21 protein-coding genes, 1 tRNA gene and 2 pseudogenes are annotated in these 23,664 nt (G+C 60.2%); 11 read left to right on the top strand and 13 right to left on the bottom strand.

Going from position 1 to position 23,664, the window contains the following annotated elements:
- The 6 genes and pseudogenes from ASD36_RS08795 to ASD36_RS08775 all read left to right on the top strand — a co-directional run bounded on the left by ASD36_RS08795 (window position 1) and on the right by ASD36_RS08775 (window position 4,986).
- On the top strand, window positions 1–984 hold the full coding sequence (locus ASD36_RS08795) for a sugar ABC transporter permease (RefSeq protein WP_060508864.1): 984 nt from the start codon (window positions 1–3) through the stop codon (window positions 982–984).
- A complete protein-coding gene (locus ASD36_RS08790) occupies window positions 984–1,814 on the top strand; it encodes a carbohydrate ABC transporter permease (protein ID WP_060508862.1) in 831 nt (276 codons plus the stop codon). The genes ASD36_RS08795 and ASD36_RS08790 overlap by 1 nt, the downstream gene beginning before the upstream one ends.
- Window positions 1,815–1,823: 9 nt before the next feature.
- Entirely contained in the window at window positions 1,824–2,852 is a 1,029-nt protein-coding gene (locus ASD36_RS08785) for an ABC transporter ATP-binding protein (protein WP_060508860.1), read from the top strand.
- A 74-nt stretch (window positions 2,853–2,926) separates the two neighbouring features.
- Window positions 2,927–3,558: pseudogene (locus tag ASD36_RS08780) on the top strand (ThuA domain-containing protein); the annotation flags it as partial.
- A gap of 1 nt (window position 3,559) precedes the next feature.
- Window positions 3,560–3,813: pseudogene (locus ASD36_RS31310) on the top strand (ThuA domain-containing protein); the annotation flags it as partial.
- Between the two features lie 129 nt (window positions 3,814–3,942).
- Complete coding sequence (locus tag ASD36_RS08775; RefSeq protein WP_060508855.1) at window positions 3,943–4,986, top strand: Gfo/Idh/MocA family oxidoreductase; 1,044 nt, start codon at window positions 3,943–3,945, stop codon at window positions 4,984–4,986.
- A gap of 58 nt (window positions 4,987–5,044) precedes the next feature.
- On the opposite strand, the gene ASD36_RS08770 is transcribed toward ASD36_RS08775, so the two are convergent.
- Both ASD36_RS08770 and ASD36_RS08765 read right to left on the bottom strand, forming a co-directional pair.
- Window positions 5,045–5,761 (bottom strand): LrgB family protein, encoded by a 717-nt coding sequence (locus tag ASD36_RS08770; protein WP_060508853.1) that lies wholly within the window; start codon window positions 5,759–5,761, stop codon window positions 5,045–5,047.
- 4 nt (window positions 5,762–5,765) lie between these two features.
- Window positions 5,766–6,125: a CidA/LrgA family protein gene (locus tag ASD36_RS08765; protein WP_060507048.1), complete on the bottom strand. Its 360-nt coding sequence runs from the start codon at window positions 6,123–6,125 to the stop codon at window positions 5,766–5,768.
- A gap of 173 nt (window positions 6,126–6,298) precedes the next feature.
- Here ASD36_RS08765 and ASD36_RS08760 point away from each other — a divergent pair, with 173 nt between their 5' ends.
- Window positions 6,299–6,685 carry an STAS domain-containing protein gene (locus ASD36_RS08760; protein ID WP_277995991.1) on the top strand — a complete coding sequence of 129 codons (387 nt, stop codon included), beginning with the start codon at window positions 6,299–6,301 and terminating at the stop codon, window positions 6,683–6,685.
- Window positions 6,686–6,734: 49 nt separating this feature from the next.
- On the opposite strand, the gene katG is transcribed toward ASD36_RS08760, so the two are convergent.
- Window positions 6,735–8,942, bottom strand: coding sequence for a catalase/peroxidase HPI (gene katG, locus ASD36_RS08755; protein ID WP_060509046.1), 2,208 nt, complete (start codon window positions 8,940–8,942; stop codon window positions 6,735–6,737).
- Window positions 8,943–9,051: 109 nt separating this feature from the next.
- Here katG and ASD36_RS08750 point away from each other — a divergent pair, with 109 nt between their 5' ends.
- Window positions 9,052–9,951, top strand: coding sequence for a hydrogen peroxide-inducible genes activator (locus ASD36_RS08750; RefSeq protein ID WP_060508849.1), 900 nt, complete (start codon window positions 9,052–9,054; stop codon window positions 9,949–9,951).
- Between the two features lie 25 nt (window positions 9,952–9,976).
- On the opposite strand, the gene ASD36_RS08745 is transcribed toward ASD36_RS08750, so the two are convergent.
- The 5 genes from ASD36_RS08745 to ASD36_RS08725 all read right to left on the bottom strand — a co-directional run bounded on the left by ASD36_RS08745 (window position 9,977) and on the right by ASD36_RS08725 (window position 14,384).
- Entirely contained in the window at window positions 9,977–10,852 is an 876-nt protein-coding gene (locus ASD36_RS08745; RefSeq protein ID WP_060508847.1) for a dienelactone hydrolase family protein, read from the bottom strand.
- A 217-nt stretch (window positions 10,853–11,069) separates the two neighbouring features.
- Complete coding sequence (locus tag ASD36_RS08740; protein ID WP_060508845.1) at window positions 11,070–11,852, bottom strand: 3-hydroxybutyrate dehydrogenase; 783 nt, start codon at window positions 11,850–11,852, stop codon at window positions 11,070–11,072.
- A gap of 13 nt (window positions 11,853–11,865) precedes the next feature.
- Window positions 11,866–12,606, bottom strand: a complete 741-nt coding sequence (locus tag ASD36_RS08735) for an acetoacetate decarboxylase (RefSeq protein WP_060508844.1) — start codon at window positions 12,604–12,606, stop codon at window positions 11,866–11,868.
- Entirely contained in the window at window positions 12,603–13,730 is a 1,128-nt protein-coding gene (locus ASD36_RS08730; RefSeq protein WP_060508842.1) for a patatin-like phospholipase family protein, read from the bottom strand. The genes ASD36_RS08735 and ASD36_RS08730 overlap by 4 nt, the downstream gene beginning before the upstream one ends.
- A 234-nt stretch (window positions 13,731–13,964) precedes the next feature.
- The gene (locus ASD36_RS08725) at window positions 13,965–14,384 is read right to left on the bottom strand and encodes an MAPEG family protein (protein WP_060508840.1); all 420 of its coding nucleotides are present in this window, start codon (window positions 14,382–14,384) and stop codon (window positions 13,965–13,967) included.
- Between the two features lie 154 nt (window positions 14,385–14,538).
- Here ASD36_RS08725 and ASD36_RS08720 point away from each other — a divergent pair, with 154 nt between their 5' ends.
- Window positions 14,539–15,801, top strand: coding sequence for a low temperature requirement protein A (locus tag ASD36_RS08720; protein WP_060508838.1), 1,263 nt, complete (start codon window positions 14,539–14,541; stop codon window positions 15,799–15,801).
- Window positions 15,802–15,863: 62 nt separating this feature from the next.
- Here the strand turns inward: ASD36_RS08720 and guaB are convergent, their stop codons facing one another.
- Together guaB and ASD36_RS08710 are read right to left on the bottom strand one after the other, a co-directional pair.
- Window positions 15,864–17,360, bottom strand: a complete 1,497-nt coding sequence (gene guaB / locus ASD36_RS08715; protein ID WP_060508836.1) for an IMP dehydrogenase — start codon at window positions 17,358–17,360, stop codon at window positions 15,864–15,866.
- 192 nt (window positions 17,361–17,552) lie between these two features.
- Window positions 17,553–18,545 carry an MBL fold metallo-hydrolase gene (locus ASD36_RS08710; protein WP_060508835.1) on the bottom strand — a complete coding sequence of 331 codons (993 nt, stop codon included), beginning with the start codon at window positions 18,543–18,545 and terminating at the stop codon, window positions 17,553–17,555.
- 201 nt (window positions 18,546–18,746) lie between these two features.
- On the opposite strand from ASD36_RS08710, the gene ASD36_RS08705 reads away from it, so the two are divergent.
- A complete protein-coding gene (locus tag ASD36_RS08705; RefSeq protein WP_060508833.1) occupies window positions 18,747–20,159 on the top strand; it encodes a DHA2 family efflux MFS transporter permease subunit in 1,413 nt (470 codons plus the stop codon).
- An 11-nt stretch (window positions 20,160–20,170) separates the two neighbouring features.
- Here the strand turns inward: ASD36_RS08705 and ASD36_RS08700 are convergent, their stop codons facing one another.
- Genes ASD36_RS08700 through ASD36_RS08690 form a run of 3 tightly spaced genes read right to left on the bottom strand, consistent with a single transcriptional unit; the run spans window position 20,171 to window position 22,917 of the window.
- Window positions 20,171–20,554, bottom strand: a complete 384-nt coding sequence (locus ASD36_RS08700) for a VOC family protein (RefSeq protein WP_060508831.1) — start codon at window positions 20,552–20,554, stop codon at window positions 20,171–20,173.
- 3 nt (window positions 20,555–20,557) lie between these two features.
- The gene (locus ASD36_RS08695) at window positions 20,558–21,337 is read right to left on the bottom strand and encodes an RlmE family RNA methyltransferase (RefSeq protein ID WP_060508829.1); all 780 of its coding nucleotides are present in this window, start codon (window positions 21,335–21,337) and stop codon (window positions 20,558–20,560) included.
- Window positions 21,334–22,917, bottom strand: a complete 1,584-nt coding sequence (locus ASD36_RS08690; protein ID WP_060508826.1) for a Ppx/GppA phosphatase family protein — start codon at window positions 22,915–22,917, stop codon at window positions 21,334–21,336. Before ASD36_RS08690 ends, ASD36_RS08695 begins: the two co-directional genes overlap by 4 nt.
- Window positions 22,918–23,183: 266 nt before the next feature.
- Here ASD36_RS08690 and ASD36_RS08685 point away from each other — a divergent pair.
- Window positions 23,184–23,257 (top strand) — tRNA-Gln (locus ASD36_RS08685).
- The last annotated feature ends 407 nt before the right edge of the window (window positions 23,258–23,664 follow it).

Genomic DNA, 23,664 nt, shown 5'->3' with positions numbered 1-23,664 from the left:
ATGACCGAACTTTCCCTTGCTTCCCCTTCGGCCGTTGCGGTGACCCGAGGCGGAATCCGCTCCGATCTGCAGGCGCAGCGTGTGCGTTCAGCCTGGATATTCCTGGCACCCACTCTGTTCGTGCTCGCCATCGTCGCCGGTTGGCCGCTTATCAGGACCATCTATTTCAGCTTTACCGATGCATCGCTCACCGACCTGTCGGGTGCCAATTTCGTCGGCTTCAAGAACTACCTGTCGTGGATCACGCTGAAGAGCGGACGGATTGTCTACAGCGGCCTTCTCGCCGATCCGGCTTGGTGGGGCGCCGTATGGAACACCCTGAAATTCACGCTGATCTCCGTTGTCATTGAAACCGTGCTCGGCCTGATTGTTGCGCTGGTGCTAAATGCGGAATTTCGCGGACGCGGCCTCGTGCGCGCCGCCATTCTCATCCCTTGGGCCATTCCCACCATCGTCTCGGCCAAGATGTGGGCCTGGATGCTGAATGATCAGTTCGGCATCTTGAACGACATGCTGCTCGGCCTTGGCTTGATCAGCCAGAAGATTGCCTGGACCGCGAGCCCGGACACCGCAATGATCGCAGTGCTGGTCGTCGATGTCTGGAAGACCACGCCATTCATGGCGCTGCTGATCCTCGCCGGCCTGCAGATGGTTCCCGGTGATATCTACGAGGCTGCAAGGATCGACGGAATTCACCCCGTGCGGGTGTTCTGGCACCTGACTCTACCGCTGATCCGGCCCGCGCTGATGGTCGCCATTATTTTCCGCATGCTCGATTCGCTGCGCATCTTCGACCTGATCTACGTGCTGACGCCGAACAACGCGCAGACGCGAACCATGTCGGTGCTTGCCCGTGAAAACCTCTTCGAGTTCGACAAATTCGCCTATGGAGCGGCCGCTTCGACCATGCTGTTCCTGATCATTGCGACGATCACGGTCCTCTACATGTGGTTCGGCCGCGTCAACCTTGAAGGAGAGCGGTGATGGTTGCCGCATTTGCAAAGCGCACGGCGTTCTATGCTCTGGTCGCCGCTATCATCATCATCGCGGTGTTTCCTTTCTACTACGCGATCCTGACCAGCTTCAAAACCGGCACGGCGTTGTTCCGGGTGGACTATTGGCCGACGTCCTTTTCGCTGGCCAATTATACCAACGTCGTATCCGGCGGCAGTTTCTTGAGAAACCTCGGCAACTCGCTGATGGTCGCCGGATTGGTGGTGGCTGTCTCATTGCTGCTCGCAGTCACTGCATCCTATGCCCTGGCGCGGGTATCCTTTCGCGGGCGGGGATTGCTGCTGCTGACCATCCTTTCGGTTTCGATGTTTCCCCACATTGCTGTGCTCGCCGGCCTTTTCGAACTCATCCGGTTTATCGGCATCTTCAACACGCCGTTCGCGCTGATCTTTTCCTACATGATCTTCACGCTGCCTTTCACGGTCTGGGTCTTGACCACCTTCATGCGGGACCTGCCGATCGAAATCGAGGAAGCTGCCATCGTCGATGGCGCCACTCCCTGGGTGATCATCACGCGGGTGTTCATGCCGCTGATGTGGCCAGCGCTCGTCACCACGGGTCTACTTGCGTTCATAGCCGCATGGAACGAGTTCCTGTTCGCCCTGACCTTCACGTCATCGGACGCCCAGCGCACCGTTCCGGTTGCCATCGCGCTTCTCTCGGGCGGCAGCCAGTTCGAAATTCCCTGGGGCAGCATCATGGCCGCTTCCGTGATCGTCACAATTCCACTCGTGATCCTCGTACTCATCTTTCAGCGCCGGATCATATCCGGCCTCACCGCCGGCGGCGTCAAAGGATAGGAGAATAAAATGGCAGAGATTCAACTGCGGGACATCCGCAAATCCTTCGGCGCCTTCGAGGTCATCAAAGGCGTCAGCATGGACATCAAGGCGGGTGAGTTCATGGTCTTTGTCGGCCCCTCAGGCTGCGGCAAGTCTACCTTGCTCCGGCTGATCTCGGGGTTGGAGGAGATCACCGCGGGCACGCTGTCTTTCGATGGTCAGGTCGTCAACCAGTTGACGCCACCCAAACGCGGTATCGCCATGGTGTTCCAGTCCTATGCGCTCTATCCGCATATGACGGTCTACGAAAACATGGCCTTTGGCATGCAACTGGCAGGGCGGGACAAGGCGCAATGCAAGCAACGCGTCGAAGCCGCCGCCGAAATGCTGCAGCTTACCCCCTATCTGCAGCGCCTGCCGCGGCAACTCTCGGGCGGGCAGCGCCAGCGCGTGGCAATCGGGAGAGCCATCGTGCGCGATCCGAAGGTCTTTCTATTCGACGAGCCATTGTCGAACCTCGATGCAGCGTTGCGCGTAGCAACACGCCTTGAGATCGCAAAGCTTCATCGCAAGATGCACAATACGACGATGATCTACGTCACCCACGACCAGGTCGAGGCAATGACGCTCGCAGACAGGATCTGTGTTCTAAGGGACGGGCTGGTGGAACAGATCGGCACGCCTCTGGAACTGTACGAAAGCCCGAATTCGCTCTTCGTCGCCGGCTTCATCGGCTCCCCGAAGATGAACTTCCTCTCCGGCGACTTCTCGCGGCCCTATGATGCCCACACGATCGGTATTCGCGCCGAGCATATCACCATCACGCCGCATGATGGTCATTGGGCGGGAACGGTCGTCCACTCCGAAATCCTCGGCTCCGACAGCTATGTCTATATCGACGCCGGGTCTTCAGAACCGCTGATCGTCCGGGAAACCGGGGTCACCGGCCACCTGCCCGGGCAAAAGCTGGAAGTCGCGCCAATCGAAGGCCGTGTTCACCGTTTCGACGCAGCGGGCCAGGCCATGGCAACGGCAAAGTTGCGCGGCGCAGCCTAGAAACTGCGCCGACACCCATAAACCGCAAATAACGCAAGCGCCTACTTCAGACGCAGAAAATCAGGAGAATGAAATTGTCTATTCGTACCGTCGTGTGGGGCGAAAACATCCACGAACAGACCAACGCGATCGTCAGGAGCATCTATCCGAACGGCATGCACAACACGATTGCCGCTGCGCTGAACACCGATCCGACGATCGAGGCGACAACGGCGACATTGCAGGAACCGGAACACGGCCTGAGCGTCGAGCGTCTGGCAAAGACCGACGTCCTGCTTTGGTGGGGCCACAAGGATCATGGCGCAGTTTCAGACGAAGTCGTCGAGCGCGTTGCCAAGCGGGTCTGGGAAGGCATGGGCCTGATCGTTTTGCATTCGGGCCATTTCTCAAAACCGTTCAAGCGGCTGATGGGCACGCCTTGCGCGCTGAAATGGCGTGAGGCGGGTGAGCGGGAACGCCTGTGGGTGATCAACCCGCGCCATCCGATTGCAGCTGGCTTGGACGAGAACTTCGTACTCGAAAACGAGGAAATGTACGGCGAGCAATTCTCCGTGCCGGAACCGCTGGAAACCGTGTTCATCTCTTGGTTTGCCGGTGGAGAAGTGTTCCGCTCCGGTCTCACCTGGCGCCGTGGTGCGGGCAACATCTTCTATTTCCGCCCCGGTCATGAGACCTATCCGACCTATCATGACGCCAACGTCCACAANTGGTTTGCCGGTGGAGAAGTGTTCCGCTCCGGTCTCACCTGGCGCCGTGGTGCGGGCAACATCTTCTATTTCCGCCCCGGTCATGAGACCTATCCGACCTATCATGACGCCAACGTCCACAARGTCCTGCGCAATTCGGTSAAGTGGGCCTACAATCCGCAGGGTACTTACAGCGCCATCCATGATGCGCCGAACGTTCCCGTCGAAAAGGCGCTGGAGCCGATCGTCGAACGCGGCCCGCGCCTGCATCAGGCNCCGCAGGGTACTTACAGCGCCATCCATGATGCGCCGAACGTTCCCGTCGAAAAGGCGCTGGAGCCGATCGTCGAACGCGGCCCGCGCCTGCATCAGGCCGGTGAAGCCGGATACAGGTGAGGCAAACCATGCGGCTTCTCATTCTTGGAACCGGCGGTATGGCCAACAGCCATGCCAAAGCCTTTGCGGATATCGGCGGCGTCGACCTGGTCGCCGCCGTCGATGTGGATCCGGCCCGCGCCGGCGCCTTTGCCGAAACCCATGGCATCGCCAATATCTTCACCTCGCTCGACGAGGCAATCGCTTGGGGTGCATTTGACGCGGTGGCGAACGTCACCCCAGATAAGGCGCATCATCCGACGACACTGGCACTTATTGCTGCCGGCAAACATGTCTTCTGCGAAAAGCCATTGGCCGAGGATTATGCCAAGGCTGACGAGATGGCGACGGCTGCAGAAAAGTCGGGCCTGATCAACATGGTCAACCTGACCTACCGCAACGTCGCGCCGCTGCAGAAGGCGCGCGAGATGGTCCTGGCCGGCAAGATCGGCACCGTCCGCCATATCGAGGCGTCCTATCTACAGAGTTGGCTCGTCTCCAAAGCCTGGGGTGACTGGGCGACGGAATCCAAATGGCTCTGGCGGTTGTCGACCAAGCATGGATCGAACGGCGTTCTCGGCGATGTCGGCATCCACATCCTGGATTTCGCTTCCTGTGGTGCGGGTAGTGATGTCGAGCGCGTTTCCGCCCGGCTGAAAACCTTCGATAAGGCGCCCGGCAACAAGATCGGCGAATACGATCTCGATGCCAATGACAGCTTCACCATGACGGCCGAGTTCGATAACGGCGCCATGGGCGTGATCCACGCCAGCCGCTGGGCGACAGGCCATCTCAATGAATTGCGCCTGCGCATGCATGGCGACAAGGGTGCGATCGAGGTGATCCACACACCCGACGGATCGACCCTGCGCGTCTGCCTGGGTGAAGATGTCGACAAGGGTATCTGGAAAGATGTCGCTGCCGGCGTGGTGCCAACCAACTACCAGCGGTTTGCGGATGCCGTTGCGTCGGGGATTTCCGGAGACCCCGATTTCCGCCATGCAGCCGGCCTGCAAAAGGTCCTTGATCTTGCCATCGTCAGCGGCGAAAAACGGCGGGAAATGGCGGTTTGAGCCTCGGTTGAGGCTGTCTGCAGCGCGCGCCGGAAACAACATCCGGCGCGGCCGTGTTTCATAGCATCAGCCTGGCAAGGAGCGGCACGACCACCGAGGTCGCGATGGCGTTCAAAGCCATCGCCATCCCGGCAAAAAGCCCCGCAGTTTCATCAACGTCGAAGGCGCGGGCTGTTCCGATTCCGTGAGAGGTCAGCCCGACGGCGAAACCGCGGGCTTCATAATCCTTGATCCGCATCGCATTCATGAAGGGCGTGACGACAACTGCACCGACGATGCCTGTCAGGATCACCAAAACTGCCGTCAGCGAAGGGTTCCCACCCAATGACGCCGATATTGACATGGCCACGCCGGCAGTAGCCGATTTCGGCAGGAACGATATGAGCACGTCTTGTGAAAGACCTGCCCATTTCCCCATCACGATGATCGATAGGACCGCAGAAAACGACCCGACGACGAGTGCTGCGCCCATCGGAACAAGCGCCTGTCTCACCTTCTGCCATTGCCGGAACAAGGGTATGGCAATCGCCACCGTGGCAGGCCCGAGCAGGAAATGAATAAATTGCGCTCCAGCGAAAAACCTCTCGTACGGCACATTGAACATCCATAGCGTGCATGAAAGCAGCACGATGGAGATCAGAACGGGATTGGCCAGCGGATGGCGTTTCAGGCGAACCGAGATGGTGGTCGCAACGATCCACACAAGCAAGGTCAGGGTCAGCCAAAGAAGCGGGGAGGTTGAAAGATAAACCCACAGTTCCATCGGATGCTTCATGGGGCTACTTCCCTCCAACAAGTCGCCGAACGATGATGAATGTCCATACCGTTATGGCGAGCGTAAGGACCGCGGAAGCCACGAGCACCAAAAGTATGGCGCTCGCCTGGCTCTGCAACTCACCCGAAAGGGCAATGATTCCAACCCCGGCGGGCACGAACAACAGGCCAAGATTGGCCAGGAAGCCGTCGGCGGCCGCTTCGGTTTCCGCAAAGAGGGAAAGCCCAAACGCCTTGCAGAGCTGCATCGCGACAAAGAGAAAGACCAAGCCCACGACTGGGCCGGGGAGAGGAATCCCGGAGGTGAAGACTAGGCTTTCCCCCAACAACTGAAACAACAATAAAAGTGCAATTCCCTTGATCATCCGAAATTCCGTTCGTGCCACGTTTGAAGGACTGAAGGTAAGGGATGGCTGGCGCTGCAGTCTAGCGCGCTTGTGTATCCTGCGAGAACCATACTCCCCGCCATGCGCGGGTTGGCGCGCGCTGGCCCCGAGCTGCACCTTTCTCCATCTGCCTCGGACCACTCTACGGCCAGTTGGCATACCCGGATGCAATACGGCGTTTTCAGATCCGGCCGAAGCGCAGGCCACGTCGCGATACCTACGGTTTCCTCGTCATGGACATGGCCGGTCTCGACTATGTCAGTTCGGCGGGATTGCGCGTCATGCTCAAGACTGCCAAGGCGAGCCGCGCCGCCAAAAAGAAGCTTGTACTCGCAGGCCTGCAACCCGCCGTTCAGGAAGTGTTCGACATCAGTGGCTTCACGGCACTTTTCGTCATTGTGGATACCATCGAAGACGGCCAAGGCCAGCCTGAGCGAAAACCTTCCATAAACTTCGCTGGTGAACGCATCGGAAGAACGATGTTGGATACCATAATAGCAAACCGGGCTCCCTTGAGAGCCCGGCCTTGTCAATCATGATGATGAAATCGGCTGCCAAAACAGCAGCAACCGGTATCAGTGAACGGGATCAGACCAGGTCGAACCGGTCTGCATTCATCACCTTGTTCCAGGCAGCAACGAAGTCACGGACGAACTTGCCCTGTGCATCGTTCTGGCCATAGACTTCGGCCAGCGCACGCAGCTGGGAGTTTGAGCCGAAGACCAGATCGGAGCGGGTGGCAGTCCATTTCACCTCACCGGTTGCCCGGTCACGCCCCTCAAAGACTTCCTTGTCCGGCGTCGCCGCCTTCCAGACCGTGCCCATGTCGAGCAGGTTGACGAAGAAGTCGTTGGCCAGCGTCTCAGGGCGCGTGGTGAAGACACCATGCTGGGACTGGCCGTGATTGGCGTTCAGGGCGCGCAGGCCGCCGACCAGCACCGTCATTTCCGGTGCCGTCAGGGTCAAGAGCTGAGCCCTGTCGATCAGAAGCTCTTCGGCAGATACCGTGAAGCTGGCTTTCTGATAGTTGCGGAAACCGTCCGAAACCGGCTCGAGCACCGAGAAGGATTCGATATCGGTCTGCTCCTGCGTCGCATCGGTGCGGCCGGGCACGAAGGCAACGGCAACATCCTGACCGGCGCTCTTTGCGGCCTTTTCGACGGCAGCAGCACCGCCAAGCACGATCAAGTCGGCCAGCGACACCTGCTTGCCGCCCGAATTGGCGCTGTTGAAGGCCGACTGAATGCCTTCAAGCGTTGCCAGCACGGCCGCCAGCTGTTCCGGCTGGTTGGCTTCCCAATCCTTCTGCGGCGCAAGGCGAATACGCGCACCGTTGGCGCCGCCACGCTTGTCCGAGCCACGGAAGGTCGAAGCAGACGCCCAGGCCGTCGAGACCAGCTGCGAGACCGACAGGCCCGAAGCCAGAATCTTTTCCTTGAGGCCGGCAATATCTACCGCGTCGATCAGCGGATGACCGGCAGCCGGGATCGGATCCTGCCAGATCAGGTCTTCGCTTGGCACTTCCGGTCCGAGATAACGAACCTTCGGTCCCATGTCGCGGTGGGTCAGCTTAAACCAGGCGCGGGCAAAAGCATCGGCGAACTGATCAGGGTTCTCGTAGAAGCGGCGCGAGATCTTCTCATAGGCCGGATCGGCGCGCAGCGCGATGTCGCTGGTCAGCATGGCCGGGGCATGGCGCTTCGATGGGTCATGGGCATCCGGAACCGAATTGGCACCCATGCCATGTTTCGGCGTCCACTGATAGGCACCGGCCGGGCTCTTCGTCAGTTCCCATTCGTAGCCGAACAGGTTCCAGAAGAAGTTGTTGCTCCAGCGCGTCGGCGTCGAGGTCCAGGTGACTTCGAGACCGCTGGAGATCGTGTCGCCACCCTTGCCGCTGCCGTAGCTGCTGGCCCAGCCGAGACCCTGCTGCTCGATGTCAGCGCCTTCCGGCTCCAGACCGACATGAGCGGCATCGCCAGCACCATGCGTCTTGCCGAAGGTGTGACCACCGGCGATCAAGGCAACGGTTTCCTCGTCGTTCATGGCCATGCGGGCGAAGGTTTCGCGGATGTCGCGGGCAGAGGCCAGCGGGTCCGGATTGCCGTTCGGGCCTTCCGGGTTCACATAGATGAGGCCCATCTGCACCGCTGCGAGCGGGTTTTCCAGATCGCGGTCGCCACTGTAGCGCTTGTCGTCGAGCCAGGTGCGCTCGGCACCCCAATAGATATCCTCTTCCGGCTCCCAGACGTCGGCACGGCCACCGGCGAAGCCGAAGGTCTTGAAGCCCATGGATTCGAGCGCGCAATTGCCCGCCAGAATGAGAAGGTCTGCCCAGGAGAGCGCGTTGCCGTATTTCTGCTTGATCGGCCACAGAAGGCGGCGGGCCTTGTCGAGATTGACGTTATCCGGCCAGCTGTTGAGCGGCGCAAAACGCTGGGTGCCGGAGGATGCGCCGCCACGGCCATCGCCCGTGCGGTAGGTGCCGGCGCTGTGCCAGGCCATACGGATGAAGAACGGACCGTAGTGACCGAAGTCGGCCGGCCACCAATCCTTGGAATCCGTCATCAGGGCGAAAATGTCCTGCTTCACCGCCGCAAGATCGAGCGTCTTGAAGGCTTCGGCGTAGTTGAAGCCAGTGCCCATAGGATCGGAGAGTGCGGAATTCTGGTGAAGAATCTTGAGGTTAAGCTGGTTCGGCCACCATTCACGGTTCGAAGTCCCTTCGCCCGAGTTGCTGGTAAGCGACCCGTGCATGACCGGACACTTGCCCGTTTTCTCGACTTTGGCGTCCATTTCTGCCTCCTGTTTAAAATGCAATTTCGTTGGTTCCGCCGCAACATCCCCCATAAGATTCATAATTTCCAATTGTATTTAATGGAATTATCGATAGGATAAACTTATCATGATTACCATCCGGCAAATGCGCTATTTCGATGCTCTGGCGACCACGCGGCACTTTGGCCGGGCGGCTGAAATGGTCAATGTCAGCCAGCCGGCGTTATCGGCGCAGATCATGGAGATGGAAAATCATCTTGAGGTCAAACTGATCGAGCGCAACCGCAGCGGCGCGCTTTTGACCCGGCAGGGCGAAGCCTTGCTGCCGGATATCCGGGCAATCCTCCTGTCTGTCGACGCCCTGCATGACCGCGCCCGGCAGGCAACGGGCGTGCTGGAGGGACGGCTCCGGCTCGGCATCATCCCGACCGTTGCGCCCTATCTGGTCCCCAAACTCATTCCCATGCTGCGGCAACGCTACCCGAAACTGGATGTGGAACTGCGCGAACTGTTAACGACCGGGTGCGTTGACGACGTCAAGCACGGTAAACTCGATTGCGCCATCGTCGCGCTGCCGCACGGCGAGGACAGCCTGCAATCCTGCCCATTGTTCGAGGATCGCTTCCTGATTGCGAGCGCCGATGACGAAAACACCGTGCTGGTCTCACCGATGACAGAGGCCCAGGTCGACATGGACCGGCTGCTGCTTCTGGAAGAGGGGCATTGCCTGCGCGACCAGGCACTTGCCGTCTGTGGCTCGAACGCAGGCCGTAGCGTTGCGAATTATGGCGCTACCTCGATGGCCACGCTGCTGCAAATGGTGAGCCACGGCATGGGGATCACGCTGATCCCCGAAATCGCTGTCAAGGACGAGCGAACCCGCAACCGCATGCGGATCGTCCCCTTCGCCGAACCGCAACCGTCGCGCCAGATCGGCCTCATCTGGCGCAACCGCAGTGGCCGCGACAGCGATCAGCAGACGCTGGCGGCCCTCGTCACGGAAGCTGGCAAGGCATTGCTGGGGTAATTCCACCCCAGCCTCCAAACGTTCGCTAAACCACCTTGGCCTTTAAAAACTCCACCGTCCGGCTCCAGGCCAGATCGGCGGCTTTCTTGTCGTAGCGCGCAGCCGATGTATCGTTGTTGAAGGCGTGGTTGACGCCCTCGTAGATCTGGATGGTGAAATCCTTGCCATTGTCGGTCAGCGCCTTCTTATAGGCATCGATACCGGCGTTGATACGGTCGTCCAGACCGGCATATTGCAGCAGCAGCGCGGCCTTGATCTTCGGCACGTCTTCGGCTGGCGGCTGGGCGCCATAATAGGCGACACCGGCCTTGAGATCGGGCGACGCGACGGCCAGCTTGTTGACCATGCCGCCACCCCAGCAGAAGCCGATCGCCCCGGCCTTGCCGGTGGTGAGGGCGTTGCCTTTCAGATAGGTGACAGTTGCAACCGCATTATCGACCGTCTGCTTCCCATCCAGCGCCCCGATCATTTCGCGGGCCTTGTCCTCATCAGCCGGGGTGCCGCCTGCGGGCGACAGGAAATCCGGGGCAAGCGCCACGAAGCCTTCCAGCGCCATGCGGCGGGCGACGTCCTTGATATGCGGATTGAGGCCGCGGTTTTCATGGATGACGATGACGGCGGGCAGCTTTCCGGCCGCATCGGCCGGGCGCACCAGATAGCCCTTCATGTCGCCACCGGCGCCAGGATAGGTGACATCCTCGGCCTTCACACGCGGGTCTGCCTCCGGGATGATTTCCGCCTGGGCGCTGTTGGCGGCCAGCAGCGGCGCGATGGCGGCGGCACTGGCGGCCGACCCGGTCAGAATCGACAGCTTCTGCATGAAACCCCGGCGATCGAGGGTGAGATGCGTGTATTCGTCGTAGGCGTTGATCATGTCCTGGGTGATGACAGGTTTGTCCATTGTCGTTCCTCCACTGGGCGCACGTTTCGTGGTCAAACACGGGCGCGTTTGTTGGTGACAAGCAATGCTGTAGATCTGACGCTGAACGTCCCGCAGATCGCCAGGAGCAGAACAACAGGATTGCGGCATCACCGGCGGTGAGGCAATAGTTGAACCGTTAACTTAACGTAAACGTGATCCGGCCGCGAAGGCTCAACGGCCGGACCGGACTTACCGCTTATTGCATGTACCAGCCATGGCTGACGACGAGCGACTGGCCGGTCAGTGCGTTGGTCTCGAAGCCTGCAAACAGCAGCGCCACTTCGGCGACATCCTCGACGGTGGTGAACTGGGCATCGACAGTGCCGCCGAGCATAACCTTCCTGATGACTTCATCCTCGGAAATACCGAGTTCCTTGGCCTGTTCCGGGATCTGCTTGTCGACCAGCGGCGTCCTGACAAAGCCGGGGCAGATGACATTGGCACGCACGCCGTCCGGACCGCCCTCCTTGGCGACGACGCGGGCGAGGCCCAACAGTCCGTGCTTGGCGGTGACATAGGCCGACTTCAGGGGCGAAGCCTCGTGCGAGTGCACCGAGCCCATATAGATGATCGCCCCGCCCTTCTGCGCCTTCATGTGCGGCACACAGGCCTTGGTGGTGAGAAACGCGCCATCAAGATGGATGGCGAGCATCTTCTTCCAATCGGAAAAAGCGTAATCCTCGATCTTGTTGACGATCTGGATACCGGCGTTGGAGACCAGCACATCGACCCGGCCCCATTTGGCAACGACCGCAGCAACGCCCGAGTTGACAGCGTCTTCGCTGGTAACGTCCATGGCAAGGCCCATCGCCTCGCCCGGTCCCATCGCCGTCAGGTCCTTGGCCGTTGCTTCCGCCGCTTCGAGCTTCAGGTCGGCGATGACGACCTTGGCGCCCTCCGAAACATACTTTTTGGCGATCGCCAGGCCGATACCGCTGGCGGAGCCGGTGACGATGCAGACCCTGTCCTTGAGTTTCATGGTTTTTAACTCCCTATTTTGCAAGATAATCATGGACCACTTCGCCGAGGCCCAGCGTCAGGTCGGAGAGGATATGGACGGCGGACTTGACCTCCAGCACCGGCAAGTCGGCGACCGGCGCCAACGCGTGCGGAAACAGCGCCAGAGCCCCCGGCCCTTCCCAGGCACCCTTCACCGTCAAGTCCTCGAGATAGTAGCGGACGAGCTCGCAGATGCGCGGCGTGCAGTCCACGTGTGGAATGATCTTCAGCATGAAATTTGGCTGTTTCAGGCTTTCCAGCACCTTGCCCTTTTCGAGCGTGCGATGCTTGAAGCCCATCGTCGCCGTCGCCACCCGCTGTCCGCCATAATCGAGCGTGCCGACCAGCGCATCCTTGACCGAGGACAAGGACGGCTCGGCCAGCTTCTTCGGAAAGCCCCAGATCTCACGGCCGCCGGCAATCGGCGCGTCATCGTTCAGATACATCGAGTGCACATAACCGCCGCGAACGCCCTGATAGGTCACCGGAATGACCTGGCCGGACTCGGTATAATCGCCAAAGCCGGTGGAATCCGGCATGCGGATGAACTCGTATTTCACCAGCGGCTCATCGAATTGCAGTGGCTCTGGCACCACCCGGCGCAAGGCTTCGGGGTCAGTGCGATAGGTGATGATCATGTATTCGCGGTTGACGAACCGGTACGGCCCCGGCGGATAGGACGGGCTCGTCAGCGGCATGGCAAAGGCATTGCGAACGACATCTTCGATTTTCATGGTTTTTTCCCACGCAGGCGTTGCTCGGCAAGATCGAAAACCCGGATTCCGTTGGTCGGACGCGTGCGGTTCAGCCAATCGGGATGATTGAGCGTCTCGACCACATCGTCATGTCCTGCCTTCCAGTGCTCTTCCACCGAGAGGCGCGAAAACTCATAATCCTTGGAACCGGTTTCATAGGCCGCATGCCGGTAGATCAGGTGCACCATGGTGACGGCGCAATCGTTGCCGATCTTTTCAAGGAGCCTTGCATCAGGATCATCCTTCAATTCCGGTGGCAGCTTTTCCATCAACCGCTTGGCGGCCATGCGCACGGACTGAAGCTTGCGGAACTGATCGGTGTTGAGCCGGGTACGGCTGGAAAAGCGGATTTCCTTTTCGCGTGCCTCGACATCGAAAAGGTCTCTCGGCAGCGGCCCCTTGGCGCTGAACAGATCGACCTGGAAGATGCAGAGGTCGGTCTCCAGTTCCTGGCCTGAAAGCACACGCTGCAGCGGCGTGTTGGAAACGATGCCCCCATCCCAATAGAAGCGTCCATCGATCTCGACCGGCGCAAAGCCCGGCGGCAAAGCGCCGGAGGCGGCAACATGCTTCGCCGAAAAGGCGCAGTGGTGATTGTCGAAATAGTTGAAATTGCCGCTCATCACATCGACAGCACCGAGGCTCAGCCGGATTTCACCCGAATTGATCAGGTCAAAGTCCACCAGACCGGAAAGCGTCTCTTCCAGCGGCGCGGTGTCATAGAGACTGATGGCCGCCATCGGGTCGCCGGGGATTTTCCAAGGCGCAAAGGCGCGGGGCGTGAAGAAGCCGGGAACGCCGGTGAGCGAGCCGAGAAAGGCGGAGGATTCGTTGAACCATTTGCGCATCGCATCGCCATTGCCGACGAAATGGCCCGGCAACCCCGACGACACCCGATGCCAGAATGTCCTCAGATTATCGACGCGCCGGTCAACCGGGCTGCCGGCAATGATGGCGGAATTGATCGAGCCAATGGAGATGCCGGCCAGCCAATCGGGCCGGACACCAGCTTCATGCAGCGCCTCATAGGCGCCTGCCTGATAGGCGCCGAGAGCACCGCCGCCCTGAAACACCAGAACGGTCTTCTCTGTGGGTATGCTCACTGAATGCTTTCCTTCGGACGACTGCACCTGCGAACAGACAACGGCTGGAGGGTTGTCCGGTTCCGCATTCACAGATTAAGTTTCGATAACGTGGGAAGGCAATTTTGAGGGCGTATAATCCGTTAATTCAACAGGTTGCACATGAGGCGGCGTTTCTTTCCGGCGCCGTGGAAGCCGGATGATAGTCCGGTCTTGTGCACTGCGCAATGCAAGACAATGTGACAGCAGCAACCTTCAAATCCCGAGCAGGTGGATAGCGAAAAGCAACCACAGACTGAAATTGAGGACAAAGCCGAAGACAAACAGGCGTTGACGTATCCGCAGCCGGTTGGAGGTGACATGCACCCAGGCATGCGCGTAGCGGCTGAGCACGAAGAGCCAGGCAACGGCCACCACGACGTGATTGACGCCCGCCGTTACGTATAACAGCGTGCAGACCAGGAAGAACAGCATCGGCAACTCGAACTGGTTGATCAGGCTGCGCGCGACCGTCGCGCTCGGCTCCGGTTCGATGGCAGGAACCCAGAAATCCGAGGCCTTGGCTGTTCCTGCCCGCATGGCACCGGAGCGGCGTTTCAACATCAGGAAATAGATGAGGTGGATGAGGGCGACCTGCGCAATGACCGGCCAGAAGATTGCAGTCGAGATGGGCATGGTCACTCCGTCGATTCGAATTGCCCCTGATCTATAGCGGGCGGGCGGAAAATCCAGAACCGCCTGCAGCCGCGCCCATGCCGCGTTGCATGCTTGACAGCTGTTTTACCAATGAACGATGTTCAACGAAGCAGCCTCAGAGAGAAAGAACCGTATGTCCGATCCACATGCCGCCGCCGTCCCGCTGCCTACCCATCATGCCGCTGCGATGCGCGGGCGTGACCCGCATGAACACCACCGGGTGGCAACGCCGCTCGAGCTGCTGTTCGACCTGACCTTCGTCATCGCGTTCGGCGTTGCCGGATCGCAGTTGGCGCATCTGCTGGCGGAAGACCATTATGCCGCCGGCCTGATGGGTTTTGGCTTTGCCATGTTCGCCATCTGCTGGGCCTGGGTGAATTTCTCCTGGTTCGCCTCCGCCTTCGACACGGACGACTGGATCTACCGGTTGACGACGATGGTACAGATGGCCGGTGTGCTGATCCTGGCGCTCGGCCTGCCGCAAATGTTCGAGTCCATCGACAAGGGCGCCCATGTCGATAACGGCGTCATGGTGCTGGGCTATGTCGTCATGCGGGTGGCGATGATCTTCCAGTGGCTGCGCGCGGCGCGGCAAACGGCGGACCGGCGTTCCGCCTGCCTGTCCTATGTGACCGCCATCGCCATTGCCCAGATCGGCTGGATCGCCGTGATCCTCATCGACATGCCGTTGCTGCCGACCTTTCTCTGCGTCGTCGTCCTGACCCTGATCGAAATGCTTGGTCCCATTCTCGCTGAACGCCGCGGCGGCGGTACGCCCTGGCATGCGCACCATATTGCCGAGCGTTACGGGCTACTGGCCATTATCACGCTTGGGGAAGGTGTCGTTGGAACGGTGGCCTCGATTTCGGCCATCGTCGGTGAGCAGGGATGGAGCCTCGACGCCATCCTCATCTGTGTTGCCGGGACGGGGCTGACCTTCGGCATGTGGTGGCTGTATTTTCTGTTGCCGTCCGGCCAGATCCTGCATCGCTTCCGCAACCGCGCCTTCCCTTGGGGCTATGGCCACATACTGATCTTCGCCTCCATTGCAGCGACCGGCGCCGGCCTGCATGTGGCCGCCTATTATATCGAGCACAAGGCACATATCGGCGAGGTTGCCGCCGTTCTCACCGTTGCGGTGCCGGTGTTTGCCTATGTGACCCTGGTCTTCGCGCACTACGTTTATCTGCTGCGCAGGATGGAGACCTTCTATCTCGGACTGATGCTCGGCATGACCGCAGTGGTGGCGCTTTCCATCCTATGCGCGGCCGCGGGCGTCAACATGACCACCTGCCTCATCATCCTGATGTTCGCGCCGCTCATTCCCGTGGTCGGATACGAGATCAAGGGCCATCGTTACGGTAACGCCGCGCTTCAACGTGCGGTGGAAGCCTGACAAAGAAAAAGCGGCGAAGACAACTCCGCCGCTTTTTCATGGTTCAGGTTTGCAGCCGATGCTTACATCGAGCCCGGATAGTTCGGGCTTTCGCGAGTTATGGTCACGTCATGGGCATGGCTTTCGCGCAGGCCCGCACCGGAGATCCGCACGAACGTGGCCCGTTCCTGGAAATCCTTGATCGTCTTGCCGCCAACATAGCCCATCGAGGCCTTCAAACCGCCGGCCAACTGGTGCAGGACGCCGGACACCGGCCCCTTGTACGGAACCTGGCCTTCGATGCCTTCCGGTACCAGCTTCAGCGTGTCGCGCACTTCCGCCTGGAAGTAACGGTCAGCCGAGCCGCGCGCCATGGCGCCGACGGAACCCATGCCGCGATAGGCCTTGAACGAACGGCCCTGGTAGAGGAACACTTCGCCCGGGCTTTCATCCGTACCGGCGAGCAGCGAGCCGATCATGCAGGCCGATGCACCGGCCGCGATCGCCTTGGCGAGATCGCCCGAGAACTTGATGCCGCCATCAGCGATAACCGGGATGTTTGCAGCCTGGGCAGCCTCGACCGCCGACATGATGGCTGCGAGCTGCGGCACGCCCACACCGGCGACGATACGGGTGGTGCAGATCGAGCCCGGGCCGATACCGACCTTGACCGCATCCGCACCGGCATCGATCAGCGCCTTGGTACCATCAGCCGTGGCAACGTTACCTGCCATGACGCGAACCGAGTTCGACATGGTCTTGACCTTGGTCACCGCATCAAGAACGCGCTGCGAATGGCCATGGGCCGTATCGACGACGATCAGGTCGATGCCGGCATCGATCAGACGCTCGGCCCGTTCGATACCGTCATCGCCAACGCTGATGGCGGCGGCGGCCCGCAGGCGGCCCTGCGCGTCCTTTGATGCGTTCGGGTGAAGCTGCGACTTCTCGATATCCTTGACGGTGATCAGGCCGACACAACGGCCGTCGCCATCGATGACCAGCAGCTTTTCGATGCGATGGGCGTGGAGGAGACGCTTGGCCTCCTGCTGCTCGACATTTTCCGTGACCGTGATCAGGTTATCGCGGGTCATCAGTTCGTAGATCTTCTGGGCCGGATCGGATGCAAAACGCACGTCGCGGTTGGTCAGGATACCGACGAGGCGGCCTGGAATCTTGCCGGTTGCGTTTTCCACGACCGGGATGCCGGAGATCGAATACATCTTCATCAGCGCCAGGGCATCAGCCAGCGTGGCATCCGGGCCGATGGTGACCGGGTTGACGACCATGCCGCTTTCAAACTTCTTGACCTGACGGACCTGCTCGGCCTGCTCGATCGGGGTGAGGTTGCGGTGGATGACGCCGATACCGCCGGCCTGCGCCATTGCGATGGCCAGGCGGCCCTCGGTGACCGTATCCATCGCGGACGACAGGATCGGCAGGTTGAGGTCGATGTCCTGGGCGATGCGGGTGGCGATATTCGTCTGCCCCGGCATGACTTCGGAATGTCCGGGTTGCAGAAGAACGTCGTCGAAGGTCAAAGCCTCCAAACCGGTCGCCGTTTCGATGATGCGTGCCATGGCCAAATCCCTTCAGTAAAAGGTGTTCTCCCCGCACAGTTGGTCAACAGTGCGGCGAAGACTCGCCGCGCTCAAGCGGGCGAGAGTTTCTTGGAAGTTGGCGAGGGCTGGTAACACGGATATGACGGGTTGGAAAGTGCAAAGCCCGGCAAGAGTGCCGGGCCAACCAAGATTCTTTTCGCAGATGCGATATCAGATTTCGAACTGATAGGTTTCCGGCACGAAACGATAACCCTGATCCTGCTTCTCGATGAAGCCGGCGGCCGGGAACGGCATGTGGTAACCGACGAAGGGCAGCCGGTCGGTAGCGACCATGTCGAAAACCTTCTTGCGCGACGCCGCGGCCTTGGCCTTGTCCATATCGAACCGCACTTCCCAATCGGGCCGCTGCAGCGACAGGACGAAATGGTTGGCGGTATCAGCGGTCAGTACCAATCCCTTGCCCTCCGATTCGACCTTGAAGATCATGTGACCCGGCGAATGACCGAAAGCCGCCATGCCGGTGATGCCGGGAACGACCTCGGCCCCATCACCGATAAAGGTCATCTTTTCGGCCAGCGGCACGATATTCTTCAAAACGCCTTTGTGCCCGCCCTCGGCCGGAGTTCCAACGCGCGCTTCGTCCTTCCAGAAATCATATTCCACCTGGCCTGCGACGTAGCGGGCTTTCTTGAACGCGGGCGCTCCACCTTCCATCAGGCCGCCAATATGATCGCCATGCATATGGGTGATCACAACGACGCTGACCTGATCCGGCGTATAACCGGCGTTGGCAATGCCCTCCAGCAAATAGCCGGCACCAGCCTCCCGGCCGCCCTCACCCATGCCGGTATCGAACAGAACCACCTCGGAGCCGGTATCGATCAGCGTCGGCGAGAAACCGTTGACGAATTTGTCGGTGGGCAGGAAATTCGCCTTGAGCAGATCACCAACCGCCTGCGGTGTCTGGTTGGTGCCGAACGTTTCTTCCGGCTTTTCGCCGATGCGGATGCCGTCGCTGATGACGGTGACGCCAAAATTGCCGATCTTGAAACTGCTGGTCCTGCCTGCCGGTATTTTCATCCTGTCCGCTTTCGGTTCGCTCTGCGCAAAAGCCATCCGTGTCATCACGAACGGCGCCGCCAGCGCACCAACGGCTGTTGCTCCAAATAAGGCACGGCGGCTCAAGGGAATAAACGTCGTCATGCTGTTCTCCATTTTTTTGGGGGCGGGCTTATCCGGATTGAACGGCGGGTCCGCTCATCCGGCAAGGCAACATCTAGGGTCTTGACAGGAGATGGCCGCTGGATTCACACGGATGTGATTGCAAAGTGAGCGCCGCATGACGACTTTTGCCCCAAAAGCCCTATGTTCAGGTCGCTCCGCAGTCGCGCAAGGCCATTTCGCATGAACCGCATCGTCCCGATGATCCTCGCCGTCGCCCTGTTCATGGAGCAGATGGATTCGACCGTTATTGCCACATCGCTGCCGGCGATCGCCCATGATCTCGGCGTCGGGCCGATCACCCTGAAGCTGGCGCTGACCTCCTACATGGTATCGCTGGCGATCTTCATTCCCCTGAGTGGCTGGATGGCCGACCGGTTTGGCGCCAAGCGTATCTTTCGCGCCGCCATTCTTGTCTTCATCTTCGGTTCCATCCTTTGCGCCATCGCCGACAGCGTGCTCGCCTTCGTCGTTTCTCGTTTTCTGCAGGGCATGGGCGGCGCGATGATGACACCGGTGGCTCGCCTTGTCCTGGTCCGCTCGACTCAGCGCAGTGAGTTGGTCGGTGCCATGGCGCTGCTGACCATCCCGGCCCTCGTCGGGCCGCTGGCTGGCCCGCCGCTTGGCGGCTTCATCACCACCTATTTCTCCTGGCACTGGATTTTTCTGATCAACGTGCCGGTCGGTATTCTCGGCTACATCCTGTCGGGCATCCATCTGCCGGAGATCAAGAGCGACGCCCCGCCGCCAATCGATATCAAGGGGTTCTTTCTCAGCGCCATCGCCGCCTCCGGCACGATGTTCGGGCTCTCGGTCATGAGCCTGCCGGCGCTGCCGCCACAATTCGGCGCTGCCGCCGTTGCCATGGGCGGCATTTGCGCGGTGCTTTACGTCCGGCACGCACGCCGCCACCCGGCGCCATTGCTGGATCTCAATCTGTTCAAGGACAGCGCGTTTCGCGCCGCTGCGATCGGCGGCACGCTATTTCGCATCTCGATCGGCGCCGTGCCCTTCCTGATGCCGCTGATGCTGCAGGTCGGCTTTGGCCTGACGCCATTCCAATCCGGCATGATCACCTTCGTCGGCGCCGTCGGCGCGCTGACGACGAAGTTCTTTGCCAAGCGCGTGTTGATCTTCGCCGGTTTCCGCACGACGTTGATCTTTGCCTGCATCAGCGGTGCGATCCTGACCTTCGTCAACGGCCTGTTCACCCCGGCCACGCCCTATGCAGTGATGATGTTCATCCTGCTTTTGGCCGGTTTTGCCCGCTCGTTCTTTTTCACCAGCGTCAATGCGCTGGCTTTCGCCGATATTCCGGATTCGCAGGCCAGCAAGGCGACCTCGATGACCGCCGTTCTGCAGCAGATGAGCCTGGCGCTCGGCGTCGCGGTCGCGGGCGCCATCCTCGAGATCGAAACAACGCTAACTGGATCGAAGCTGGAATTGGGCGACTTCCAGCTGGCTTTCATGCTGATTTCAGCGATCACTCTTTCAGCGATCATCCCGCTGATTCGCATGTCGAAAACCGCCGGAGCATCCGTGTCCGGACACAAGATGCGGGTAGATCCGGAAGCGGAGACCATTGGCGTCAAATAGAAGTGGGCCGATTACTCCGGCCGCTCGCAGACCGCCGAAAGCTTGTTGCCGTCGAGATCGCGGACATAGGCGGCGTAGAAATGCGCATGGAATGGCCGCAGACCTGGCGCACCCTCATCGGTACCACCATTTGCCAGCGCGGCTTCATAGAAGGCATCGACAGCCGCCCGGCTCTCCGCTTCCAACGCCACCATCGACCCATTGCCGATCGTGGCAATCATCCGGTTATGTGGCATCACCACCCACAGGCGGCAACGGCTGTCATCTTCGGCTCCATAGCCGATTTCGACGTCATCTTGCTTGCGGCGTTTGAGGCCAAGTGGCGCAAGAATAGCGTCATAGAACGGCTCCGCGCAGGCAAGATCGTTACTGCCGATGGTCACATAGAGAAGCACGCTTCAATCGGCCTCGACAGAATCGCGCTCGTCAACCATGTCCCGGTCGTCGATTTCGGTTTCGCTGTCATACAGCGACCGGGCGCCAGGTTTGCGACCCTTGAACCCCTTGGCCAGCAAGAACATTTCCACCGATTCGGCCCGCGACGCCGCCGGCTTCACGTGGATGACCTGCTTGAAATTCTGTTTCAACAACGTCAACAGCTCGCGCTCGGCGCCGCCCTGGAAGGTCTTGGCGAGGAAATGCCCGCCTTCGCCGAGAACGTCGATGGCGAAATAGGCCGCGACTTCGCAGAGATGCATGGTCCGGATGTGGTCGGTCTGCCGATGGCCAGTCGTCGGCGCTGCCATATCCGAAAGCACCAGGTCCGGCGTGCCGCCCAGCGCCGTCATCAGCTTTTCCGGCGCAGTCGGATCGAGGAAGTCCAACTGCAGGATATGAACGCCGGCCAGCGGATCGAGCTCGAGAAAATCGATCGCCACGACCTTCGGATCACTATCGGTCGAGTTCGTCACCTTGGCAGCGATCTGCGACCAGCTGCCAGGCGCTGCGCCCAGGTCGATGATGCGCTTGGCGCCGGAAAGGATCTTGTGCTTCTCGTCGATCTCCAGAAGCTTGAACGCCGCGCGGGCGCGATATCCTTCGAGCTGCGCGCGCTGCACATAGGGATCGTTGATATGCCGCTCGATCCAGCGCCGCGACGACGCCTTCAGCTTGCCCTTCTTGACCTTCTGGCCAAGCTTGCGCCCGGTGCGGTTTCCGCCGATCGGGGGTTTTGTCATTGCGTGTTTCCTTCGTGGGAACCATACGGACCGCGCGGATGGCGGCGGGCGCGTCCGCGCCGCCAGACACCGTCATCAGCCATCATGTCTGTGAGCAGGCCTTCGCGCAATCCGCGATCGGCAACGCGCATGCGTTCCGAAGGCCAGCGGCGGCGAATGGCCTCGAGAATGGCGCATCCAGCCAAGACCAGATCGGCCCTATCTGGCCCTATGCAAGGATTGGCGGCACGCGCGGTGAAATCCCAGGATAGCAGACGCGCCTGCATAGCCGAAACCTCGTCGTCCGACAGCCAGAGGCCATCGACCTTGCGGCGGTCGTAACGCGGCAGATCGAGATGCACGCCGGCCAACGTCGTTACCGTGCCGGAGGTGCCGATCAGATGGAAGCCATTCTCGTCGCCTGGGTTTTCCAGGGTCTGGATGGCCGGGCAATCGAAATTGGAGAGCATGCCCTGGACCTCGACGACCATCGCCTCGAAGCTTGCGGGCGAGACGTCTTGGCCGCCATGCCGCTCCGACAGGGTGACGACGCCGACCGGCAGCGATGTCCAGTGGGTGATATGATTGGCAAGCCGGCTCGACCGGTTCTCGCCGATCTTGATGACGGCAATTTCCGAGGAACCGCCACCGATATCGAATAGAACCACCGATTTTGTTTCGCGCCCGACCAGCGACGAGCAGCCGGAGACGGCCAGCCGCGCTTCGGTCTCCCGGTTGATGATCTCCAGTTCCAGTCCGGTCTCAGCCAGAACGCGCTCAAGAAACTCCTCGCCGTTTTCAGCGGCGCGGGCGGCCTCGGTGGCGATCAGCCGGGTCTTGCGGATATCGCGGGTCTTCAGCTTGGCAGCACAGACTTTCAAAGCCTCGATCGAGCGATCCATCGCTTCCTGCGACAGGCGACCGGATGAACCCAGCCCCTCACCCAAACGCACGATGCGCGAAAACGCATCGACGACGCGGAACTGGCCGGGACGGGTCGGCTGTGCAATCAGGAGCCGGCAATTGTTGGTGCCAAGGTCGAGCGCCGCATAGAGCGGCGAACCCGAATCAGAGCCATAGGAAAAGGACTGGCCATTGCTGCGCCGGTCATGGTTGGGCGCACCGCCACGCTCCTCGGCCCGCGCACTGGAAGCCGCGGGCTGAGGCGCCGGTTGCCGTGTCGTGTCGCTGACCTGGCGCGGCTTTTCGCTGACCGCCAACGGGCGGCCTTGCAGCGAGCGGCGCTGCCGGCTCTTCTTGCTGCGCTTGCGGCCTGAATTGTCCGCGCCCGACACTGCGGCCGGTTTTGCACCAGCAGCCTCAGCACTGACGCCCGTTGTTACGGATGTCTGCGGCTGACCGGATTTGGAACGCCGCCTGCGCTTGCGTTTGCGCACCGGTTCTCCGGTCGATTCTGTCACTTCGGGACGCCGTGTTTCTCCGTTACCAACGGAGGAACTGGCATTCGCAGAGGCTGCGCGGGACGGTTTTCCCCGCCTGCGCTTACCTTTGCCGGAACGGAGCACTGACTGCCCATCGTTGCGGCCTGCTGCCGACGCCCCGGAAACGGACGGCTGTTCGCCGCTGTCGGGGTCTCTCACGTGTCTGTCCATTGCGCCGCGCGGAACGTTAGCCGCTCAAGGCGCTCTCTTGATTTTCGTTGAATGGACTTTACCAGCGCCGCCCCAAATCGCCAAATTCTTTTTGCACACCGTGCAATGCCCGCCGGAGAACCCCACCTTCGCGGCCGCCTTCAACAGTTTTTGCCGAACCCTGCGGATTTTTTTGCCAACATCTATTGCATCCCCCGATCTTTTGTTTATAAGCCCGCCTCACCGGCTGGGCACAAACATCGCCCACGCAGTTTTGGGGAATAGGTTAACGGTAGACCCACGGACTCTGACTCCGTTAGTCCTGGTTCGAATCCAGGTTCCCCAGCCAACCATTCTTTTTCCATATTTTTCAAATACTTATCTAGTCCCACCTAAGGACAACCGGAACAGTTATCCGCATCACTTTTCCGGATCATCCTCTTGAAGAGGCTGTCGCAATCGTCACCGAGGCATTAGCCCTTAGTTCACCAATAACTGCCCAGCCGTGTCGCTGGCCTTGATTGTTCGTTTGCATCAATGCCCAAGACCTGGGACGAAACGCCTCCCCCTACGTCGCGTCGGAAGATGCCCCTGAGCTTCTCCGCCATCCACTAGGCGGCGCGCAACCTTGTGCACCGTCCGCTCACAGATCAGACCAGCGTCCATTCTGTCGCCCTTCCACTTGTGAAAGTAACTGAGCCATTGCCTCAATTTATAAAGCCCCGCTCTCCACAGGCCCAGCCTCTTGGACTCTAT

The sequence above is a fragment of the Rhizobium sp. Root1334 genome (assembly GCF_001426665.1).
GTDB lineage: Bacteria > Pseudomonadota > Alphaproteobacteria > Rhizobiales > Rhizobiaceae > Pararhizobium.
The sequence above is the reverse complement of the archived record's forward strand: the minus strand, read 5'-3'. Positions and strand labels throughout refer to the sequence as shown.